Source organism: Pyxidicoccus caerfyrddinensis (assembly GCF_010894405.1).
Taxonomy (GTDB): domain Bacteria; phylum Myxococcota; class Myxococcia; order Myxococcales; family Myxococcaceae; genus Myxococcus; species Myxococcus caerfyrddinensis.
The window spans coordinates 636300-642403 of record NZ_JAAIYA010000004.1; the positions used below are offsets into that span (position 1 = coordinate 636300).

At 71.6% G+C, this 6104-nt stretch carries 5 protein-coding genes; all 5 read left to right on the forward strand.

Annotation, left to right across the window (positions count from 1 at the left end):
- Positions 1–46: 46 nt before the first annotated feature.
- The 5 genes from G4D86_RS54145 (at position 47) to G4D86_RS12895 (ending at position 5338) form a co-directional block, all read left to right on the forward strand.
- On the forward strand, positions 47–859 hold the full coding sequence (locus G4D86_RS54145; protein WP_163993173.1) for a serine hydrolase: 813 nt from the start codon (positions 47–49) through the stop codon (positions 857–859).
- A complete protein-coding gene (locus G4D86_RS54150) occupies positions 856–1992 on the forward strand; it encodes a serine hydrolase domain-containing protein (protein ID WP_205519559.1) in 1137 nt (378 codons plus the stop codon). The genes G4D86_RS54145 and G4D86_RS54150 overlap by 4 nt, the downstream gene beginning before the upstream one ends.
- A gap of 211 nt (positions 1993–2203) precedes the next feature.
- Positions 2204–3259, forward strand: coding sequence for a zinc-binding dehydrogenase (locus G4D86_RS12885; RefSeq protein WP_163993177.1), 1056 nt, complete (start codon positions 2204–2206; stop codon positions 3257–3259).
- A gap of 16 nt (positions 3260–3275) precedes the next feature.
- Positions 3276–4136, forward strand: coding sequence for a hypothetical protein (locus tag G4D86_RS12890; RefSeq protein WP_163993179.1), 861 nt, complete (start codon positions 3276–3278; stop codon positions 4134–4136).
- A complete protein-coding gene (locus G4D86_RS12895; RefSeq protein WP_163993181.1) occupies positions 4136–5338 on the forward strand; it encodes a hypothetical protein in 1203 nt (400 codons plus the stop codon). The genes G4D86_RS12890 and G4D86_RS12895 overlap by 1 nt, the downstream gene beginning before the upstream one ends.
- Positions 5339–6104 lie beyond the last annotated feature (766 nt).

Sequence of the window (6104 nt, forward strand, 5' to 3'; positions counted from 1 at the left end):
CTGGCGAACCCACGGGGAAGCCGTGCCAGGAGCGTGGAGAAGGAGCGTGAGCGCGAGCCTGGGAATCATGCTGTGCGCGGTGTGGCTCGGCGCGACACAGGAGCAGGGGGTGGGTGCGCAGGAGGCAAGCGCGGCTCGCGCGCCCGGCCCCTCGGACCCGGTGGAGCTGGGTGCCTTCCTGGATGGCGTCATCGCCGCGCAACTGAAGGCCACGGGCACTCCGGGCGCCACGGTGGCGGTGGTCCGAAACGGCCGCGTCCTCTACTCCCGGGGCCATGGGTACGCCGACCTCGAACAGCGCCGCCCCGTCGGAGACGAGACGCTCTTTCGCATCGGCTCCATCAGCAAGCTCTTCACGTGGACGGCGGTCATGCAGCTCGCGGAGCAGGGCCGGCTGGAGCTGGATGCCGACGTCAACTCGTACCTGAAGGGCTTCCAGCTCCCCGCGACGTATCCAGAGCCCATCACCCTCCGCCACCTGATGTCCCATACGGCCGGGTTCGAGGCCAACGACGTGGGGGGACTCCTCCAGGATGCGTCCGGGCTCGAGCCACTGGGGCAGGTGCTGGCGCGAGACATCCCCGCCCGGGTGCGCCCCCCGGGAGTCGCCGCCAGCTACTCCAACTACGGCGCGGCCCTGGCCGGCCTCGTCGTCGAGCAGGTGTCCGGAAGGCCCTTCGAGGTCTACATCGAGGAGGCCATCCTGAAGCCGCTGGACATGCGGCACAGCACCTTCCGCCAGCCGCCGCCGCCCGGGCTGGCCGAGAAGCTGGCCACGGGGTACGTGCAGGTGGCGGGCACGGGCTGGGCTGGGAGGGAGGCTTCGAGTACCTCGCCACGCAGCCGGATGGCGCGATGAGCGCGAGCGCGCTCGACATGGCGAGGTTCATGCTGGCCCACCTCCAGGACGGCCGGTATGGCGACGGCCGCATCCTGCGCGAGGACACCGCGCGGAGGATGCACAGCCGTTCCTTCAGCGCGCACCCGGCCCTGGACGGCTGGGCGCACGGCTTCGCCGAGAGCCACTCGCATGGCCAGCGTCTGCTCTCGCACGACGGCGGCACGGGGCTGTTCCGCGCGGACCTCATGCTCCTGCCGGAAACAGGCGTGGGCCTGTTCGTCGCGTTCAACGCCCGCGACAGGGACGGCCCCATCGACTCCGCCACGGACGTGGTCCTCGAGACCTTCCTCGACCGCTACTACCCGGAGGAGACGCCACTCCCCCCTCCGACGCCCATGCCCGGAAGCGCCGAGCGCGTCCGGCTGTTCACCGGCGTCTATGGACTGACCCGGCGGAGCTACACCAACCACTACGCGGGAGAAGTGCTGGAGAAGCAGGTCCAGGTGAGCGCCGGCCCCCAGGGCACCCTGCTCATCTCACCCCACGGAGCGCCACCGAGCCGTTTCGTGGAGCGGTCCCCCGGCCTGTTCGCCCCCGTCGAGCGAGGCCGCGCCGCGGAGTTGCTGGCCTTCCGCGTGGAGGCGGACGGACGCGCCAGCTACCTCGCCCAGGGCCCGACGTTCCTCGAGCGACTGCCCTGGTACCAGTCCCGGACCTTCAATGACCGGCTGCTCGCCGCCATCGGGCTGCTCTTCGCCTCGGCCGTCGTGGGCTGGCCGCTGGCCACCCTGTGGCGGCGGGCGCCGCACACGCCAAGGGCCTCACGCCAGCGGCACCCCGAGCGCTGGGCCGCGGGCGGACTCAGCGCGCTTGGCCTGTTACTGTTCCTGGGGCAGGACTACATGACGCGCCATGCGGCCGACGTGACCTGGCAATCCACCTTCGAGCTCCCGCCCTTCACCCGGGTGCTGCTCCTCGGGGTCCAGGCCTTCGCGGTGCTCACGCCGGTGGCCTTCCTGCTCACCGCGAGAGCGTGGTGGAAGCGCTCGGGCGGAGTTCCCCTGCGCGTCCACGTCACGCTCATCACCCTGACCGCCGGTGTCCTCGTGTGGTGGCTCGCGAGCTGGAACCTCCTGGGCGTCCCCTCCTGAGCCTCCGCCCCCGCGGCCCCACGCTGTCCATTCCCGGGCGGGCGAAGCCGGGGCTGTATGCCCGGACGTCTGCGCGCAGGTGCTCGCCCCGCGACGGCTGCCCGCCTGGCCTCGCGCGCTCCTGTTCCGACCGGGCTCCAGGCCACCGGGCAGGGGGCCCGCTTGCACATGCGAAACGCAGGCCCGAGCTTGGAATGAGGAGGGCGAGGCCATGCGAGCAACGGTGTTCCGCGGGGTCGACCAGTTCGGGCTCGAGGAGGTCGAGCAGCCCCACGCGGGCGCGGGTGAGGCCGTCCTCCGCGTCACGCTGACGACCATCTGCGGCACCGATTTGCACATCGTCCGGGGCGAGTACCCCGTGAAGCCGGGCCTCGTCATCGGGCATGAAATGGTGGGCGTCATCGAGGAGCTCGGCCCGGGTGTCACCGGCTACCGTCCGGGCCAGCGCGTGCTGGTGGGCGCCATCACCCCCTGCGGCCAGTGCCGGGCCTGCCTGTCCGGACACCTGTCCCAGTGCGGGCATGGCGCGGACTACGAGGCGCTGGGCGGCTGGCGGCTGGGGAACACGCTGAACGGCGCGCAGGCCGAGTTCGTCCGCATTCCCTCCGCGCAGGCGAACCTGGCGCCCATCCCCGACGACCTCACCGACGAGCAGGTGGTGCTGCTGGCGGACATCGCCTCCACGGGCTTCAGCGGCGCGGAGTCCGGCGGCGTGCGCCTCGGTGACACGGTGGTCGTCTTCGCCCAGGGCCCCATCGGGCTGTGCGCATCCATCGGCGCCCGGTTGATGGGCGCCGCGCGCGTCATCGGCGTCGACGGTGACGAAGCGCGGCTGGCCATGGCGCGCAGGATGGGCGTGGACGTGGTGCTCGACTACCGGAGCCAGGACGTGGTGGCGGAGGTGAAGCGGCTGACCGGCGGCGGCGCCGACGTGGCGGTTGAAGCGCTGGGGACACAGCAGACCTTCGAGAACGCACTGCGCTGCCTGCGCCCCGCCGGCACGCTGTCCAGCCTGGGCGTGTACTCCGGCAAGCTGCAATTGCCCTACGACGCCTTCGCCGCGGGGCTGGGCGACCACCGCGTCGTCACCACCCTGTGCCCCGGCGGCAAGGAGCGCATGCGGCGGCTGATGGACCTGGTCCAGGCCCGCCGCGTGGACCTCACGCCCCTGCTCACCCACCGCTTCGCGCTGAAGGACATCCGCGAGGCCTACGCGCTCTTCGGCCAGCGCAAGGACGGAGTCTTCAAGGTCGCCATCCGCCCCTGAGCCCTTCGAGGAGTGCATGAACGACACGCAGATGACCCGGGCCCTGCGGGAGCTGGTCTCCCGGCACGAGCCGAGGAACTCCGAGCAACTGCTGGACGAAGCGGTCCAGGCCGCGTGGCGCCAGCCCCCGAGCCGCGCCGGAGGTCCCCCTCCCGGCGAGCTCATGGCCGACTTCCGCGAGCGCCTCCAGGGCGAGCGGGTGACGTTCCACCGCCGGCTGCCCGTGCGCCCCTACGACGGCGCCGACGTGCCCGCCTCACCCGGGTGCTCGCTGTGGCGCGTGGACATCCCCCTGACGCTCTTCCCCAAGAGGGACCACGGCTTCTCGCGCGTGGAGTGCATCATCGACTTCCGCGCCGGGGACGACTCCTGGGACGCGTTCCGCGTGGTGAAGCTCCTGCCGGAGGAGCGCAGCCAGGTGATGGCGAAGGCCGAGCTGGGCGGCGAGCTGCAGTTCGATGCCAGCGCCCGCGTCGGCCTGTCCCTGCCCGTACCGCCGATGGCGCTCGCGGAGCAGGTGGGCGCGCGGCTCTACGCGAAGGGACAGGTGGGGCCCTTCGTGTACGAGGCGACGCGGGCCTGCGTGGAGGCGGAAATCGTCGCGGGCACGGGCGGGCGCTGGCGGCTGGACGACACCTCCGCGCCGCAACGGGTCGGCGCGGAGAGCCACCAGCTCGCCGCCATCCTCGAGGTGCGCGAGGGCGCGCCGCGCATCGACGCCGCCGGCTACCTGCAGGCGTACAGCGACGTGCACTGGCTCACCCAGACGCTGGGCAGCTTCTGGCTGAACCTCAAGGCCGCCCTGCGCGACTTCTTCCGCAGCGGGCCGCCATCTTCTTCAGCGTCCTCGCGGTGTCGATGGTCGTCGAGTGGCTGATGACCCTGGGCGTCGTGTGGCTGGGCGGCCGCTGCATCCGGCCGGACTCGAAGCTTTCAACCGTCTTCGTCTTCGCGGCGCTCTGCACCACGACGCTCCCCATCCTCTTCGGTGAGTTCATGCTCGTGGGGGTGGGGCTGGCGGCACCAAGGCCGGAGCAGCTCTACGTCGTGGTCGCCCGGACGCTGGTAAGCGCCGTCTTCGTGGTCAACTTCCAGGCGTTCATCGTCATGTGCATCCTGGCGGCGGATCGCTCCCGGCGCGCCGCGGCCTCCTTGCGCACGACGGCTTCCGCGCGGGCTGCCGTCCTGCTGGGGAGCGTGGCCTTCGCCCTGTTCATGCTCATCGTCCGAGAGCCCGGGACGCTGCCCGGGCTGACCGTGCGCCAGCAGGTCGCCGGAGGGCTGCCACTGCAGGGGCGGATTGCGCAGTACACGTGGGACGTCGAGTACTTCTTCCTCGAGGCCCGGGACAGGGAGCCATTCGCCCTCTCCGTCAACGAGGGGCAGAGCTCCCTGACCCGGCTGCTCATCAATGGCCAGGAGCTGACGGACGGCATGCTCCTGGTCTCCCCCTGGTCCCAGCTCACGGCCGCCGTGGCCTCCGAGCCGGGCCGGGACGTGTCGGGCGAGGAGCCCCGCATCTGGACGCACTACCACTACGAGCTCCACCAGGAGCCCCTCCGCGGGGACACCCTGGGAGCACTGGACGTAACGCGCTGGGCGCTCGTCCAGCTTCCGCTCGAGCGCATCGGCGAGGGCGCTGGCGGGCTGCCCATATGGCAGGTCACGATGAAGGGACAGCTGTCACCGGCGCAGCAGGAGGCCGGACGGCGCGTCCACATGTACCCCGTGCTGGTCAACCTCGCGCCCGTCGGGCCGGGCGCGTGCATCGGCGTCTCCATCGCCGCCGGCGGTGCCCCCGGGTACACGGACACCTTCGTCCTCACGAACCGGGCGGACAGCGGGCGCGTGCCCCGACCGGACCCCGAGGCGGACCGCTTCATCGAGGGGCTCCGGCTCTGGCCCACGGCGGACGGGGCCTGGTCCACCACACTGGTCCTCACGCCCATCGTGGGCTTCCGCCCCCAGAAGTGCGAGCGCGCCAGCCAGTCCCCGGAAGCCGTCGAGCTCCTGGAGCCGGCCGTTCCCGACCTGTACGGACCACGGCCCAGTCTGGTTGTGGCGGTGAAGCTGTACTGATTCAGGACGCGGCGAGAAACGGCACACGTCCGTCCAGGACCATGCAGGCGAGGCGCCTGCCGTAGGCCGACCCTGGTCGAAGGAAGGGTTCGCCCCGGTCCGCCAGGCTCCATCCAGGCTGGGTGCTCGGGCTTCCATGGACTCGAATGGCATGTGGGACGGTTGCTGGCCATTCCCACGGCATGAAGCCGGGGTGGGCGTGCGCGTTGGCGGCACCGGGAGTTCAGGCCGCGTGCTCCAGGAAGAAGAGCGCGGCCCGCGAGGGAGACGGCAGCGCACTCCGCCGACGTCCGTGGTGCCGGCCATGCGACGCCACGCGGTGGACCGCTCCCACGCTGCCCGTTGCAATCGGCCACTGGCACCTGCTGCTCCCGCAGCTCGGCACCCGGAGGGAGGCCACCATCCGGTGGCGCGAGGGAGTCGTCCTCCTTCTTCGGTGATTCTGGAGAAGCGGCACATGGAGGAGTGCCGCTCCCGCGAGAGCCACCGGAGTCTTCCGCCTTCGACAACGCGCGCCAGAGCGCCTCGGCCGACGCGAGGAGGTCCTTCCGGTATACCTCCTCGTTTCTCTCCGTCAGCACGCGCACCCACTCCGCCAGCGTGCCCCACACCAGCGCTTCGCCCACCCGGGCGCAGCCGGGCACCAGCGCCCCGTCCTGCTCTCCCTTCAGCAGCACCTCGCGCACCAGGGCCCGCGCCGCACTGCCGGGCGCCAGCTGCCCTTCGACGTCCGGGTGCCGGTGCAGGAAGGCGAAGGCGAAAGGGC